The organism is Actinophytocola sp., assembly GCF_036402745.1.
Lineage (GTDB): Bacteria > Actinomycetota > Actinomycetes > Mycobacteriales > Pseudonocardiaceae > Actinophytocola.
Window position 1 is genome coordinate 1 of sequence record NZ_DASWSJ010000335.1, and the last position, 2,510, is coordinate 2,510.

At 74.0% G+C, this 2,510-nt stretch carries 3 protein-coding genes; all 3 read right to left on the bottom strand.

What is annotated here, in order from left to right; translation table 11 throughout:
• Positions 1–20 precede the first annotated feature (20 nt).
• Entirely contained in the window at positions 21–785 is a 765-nt protein-coding gene (locus VGD70_RS30740; RefSeq protein ID WP_331087537.1) for a crotonase/enoyl-CoA hydratase family protein, read from the bottom strand.
• A complete protein-coding gene (locus tag VGD70_RS30745; protein WP_331087539.1) occupies positions 782–1,549 on the bottom strand; it encodes an SDR family NAD(P)-dependent oxidoreductase in 768 nt (255 codons plus the stop codon). The genes VGD70_RS30740 and VGD70_RS30745 overlap by 4 nt, the downstream gene beginning before the upstream one ends.
• A gap of 10 nt (positions 1,550–1,559) precedes the next feature.
• Positions 1,560–2,510 (bottom strand): acyl-CoA dehydrogenase family protein (locus VGD70_RS30750; RefSeq protein ID WP_331087541.1); only part of this gene is annotated, 951 nt, incomplete at its 5' end.

Genomic DNA, 2,510 nt, shown 5'->3' on the forward strand with positions numbered 1-2,510 from the left:
GGTTGACTCGGATCGCCGGCTCAGCGACCCCTCCACTGCGGTGGCCGGCGCTCGGCGAAGGCCCGGGCGCCTTCCTGCGCGTCGGCCGAGGCGAACACCGGCTCGGTGTAAGCCGCCTGCCGGGCGAACAGCTCCGCCTCCGGCCAGTCCACGGAGTCGACGGCGAGCGCCTTGGCGGCGGCCACCGCGAGCGGCGCGTTCGCGGCCACAGCCGTCGCGAGCTCGCGGGCTGCGTCCAGCGCGGTCCCGTCCTCGACCACCCGGTTGACCAGCCCGTGGTGCGCCGCCCGCTCGGCGCTCAGCGGGTCGCCGGTGAGCAGCAGCTCCAGCGCGATCGCGCGGGGCAGCCGCCGGGGGAGGCGCACCGCGCCACCGGCCCGGGCGATCAGCCCGCGCTTCGCCTCGGGCAGCCCGAACCGCGCGCTGCGTCCGGCCACGACGAGGTCGCAGGCCAGCACCAGCTCGAACCCGCCGCCGAGCGCCCAGCCCTCGACCGCGGCGATGAGCGGCTTGCGCGGCGGCGCCTCGACCAGCCCGCCGAACCCGCGGCCGGCCACGTGCGCCTTCTCGCCGGCCAGGAACCGCTTGAGGTCGGTGCCCGCGCAGAAGGTGCCGCCGCTGCCGGTGAGCACGGCGACCCGGAGCTGCGGGTCGTCGTCGAGCCTGGTCAGCGCGGCGGCGATCCCCTCCGCGGCGGCCAGGGTCATCGCGTTGCGCTGCTCCGGGCGGTCGATGGTGACGGTCATGACCGCGCCGTCGATGGCGACGGTGACCTCACTCGTCATCGCGGCGCCATGCGGATGCCGCCGTCCAGCCGGATCGTCTCGGCGTTGACGTACGGGTTCTGCAACAACGTCAGGGCCATCTGCGCGAAGTCGTCGGGGTCGCCCAGCCGCTTGGGGTGCGGGACGGACGCGGCGAGGCCGTCGCGGATGTCCTGGCGCAGCCGGGCCAGCATGGGGGTGTCGAAGATGCCGGGGGCAATGGTGTTCACCCGGATCTGCGCGCCGGCGAGGTCACGCGCCGCGACCAGCGTCATGCCGTGCACCCCGGCCTTCGACGCGGTGTACGAGGTCTGCCCGATCTGCCCGTCGAAGGCCGCCACGGAGGCCGTCAGCACCACGGCGCCGCGCTCGCCGTCGACCGGCTCGTTGCGCGCCATCCGGGCCGCGGCCAGCCGCAGCACGTTGTAGCTGCCGACCAGATTGATCCGCAGCACCTGCTCGAAGCTGTCCAGCGCGCCGGGGTTGCCCTCCTTGTCGAGGATCCGCAGCCGGTCGCCACCCCGGCCGGCGCAGTGCACGACCGCCCGCAGCGGGCCACGCTCCTCGGCGGCGTCGAGCGCCTGGTTCATCGTCGCCTCGTCGGTGATGTCGGCGGCGACGAAGCGGGTGCCGGCACCGAGCTCCGCGGCCGCGGCCGCACCGGGCGAGGTGGGCAGGTCGGTGATGGTGACCTGGGCGCCGGCGCGGATGAGCGCCTCGGCAGTGGCCCGGCCGAGGCCGGACGCGCCGCCGGTGACGAGGGCAGAGACGTCGTTCAGTTCCACTGCTGCACTCCTAGGGGGCTCGGCGCGCGGCGGCGCGCTTGGCGAGGGACCGGCCGATGATCTCTTTCATGATCTCGGTCGTCCCGCCGACGATGGTCTGCACGCGGCCGTCGACGAAGGCCCGGGCGATCGGGTACTCGGCCATGTAGCCGTAGCCGCCGTGCAGCTGCAGGCAGGCGTCGACCACCCGCTTCTGCAGCTCGGTCGCCCACCACTTGGCCTTGGCCGCCTGGACGGCGTCGAGGGCTCCGTCGTTGAACAGCAGCACCTGCTGCTCGAGGAAGGCCCGGGTCACCTCGACCTCGGTGACCAGTTCGGCCAGCCGGAATCGGCTGTTCTGGTAGTCGAGGACCGGCTGGCCGAAGGCGTCGCGGGAGGCGGTGTAGTCGAGGGTCCAGTCGATGGCCGCCTCGCAGGCGGCCAGCGCGCGCCAGGCGATGGACAGCCGCTCCAGCGGCAGCTGGTCGGTCAGGTGGAAGAAGCCGCGGCCCTCGACCCCGACGAGGTTCGCGGCCGGCACGCGGACATCATCGAAGAACAGCTCCGCGGTGTCCTGCGCGTGCAGGCCGACCTTGCGCAGCTTGCGGCCCCGGCTGAACCCGGGCCTGCCGGCCTCCACGAGCAGCAGCGAGAACGCCGGGCGGCCGGGCTCGCCGCCGGTGCGGGCCACGACGATGACGACGTCGGACGTGTAGCCGTTGGTGATGAAGGTCTTCGCCCCGTTGATCACCCACTCGTCGCCGTCGCGCCGGGCGGTGGTGGTGATGCCGCGCAGGTTGCTGCCGACGCCCGGCTCGGTCATCGCCATGGAGGCGACCACCTCGCCCGAGGCCATGCGCGGCAACCACTCCGCCTGCTGGTCGGGCGTGCCGAGCTCGGTGAGGTAGGAGCCGACGATGTCCTCGTTGATGCCCAGGCCGGAGGCGAGCGCGGCCGCCCCGACGCGGGCGAGCTCCTCGGC

Bases quoted from the DNA above. Each gene is read 5' to 3' on its own strand.
- VGD70_RS30740 (WP_331087537.1), bottom strand. From the start codon at position 785: ATGACGAGTGAGGTCACCGTCGCCATCGACGGCGCGGTCATGACCGTC.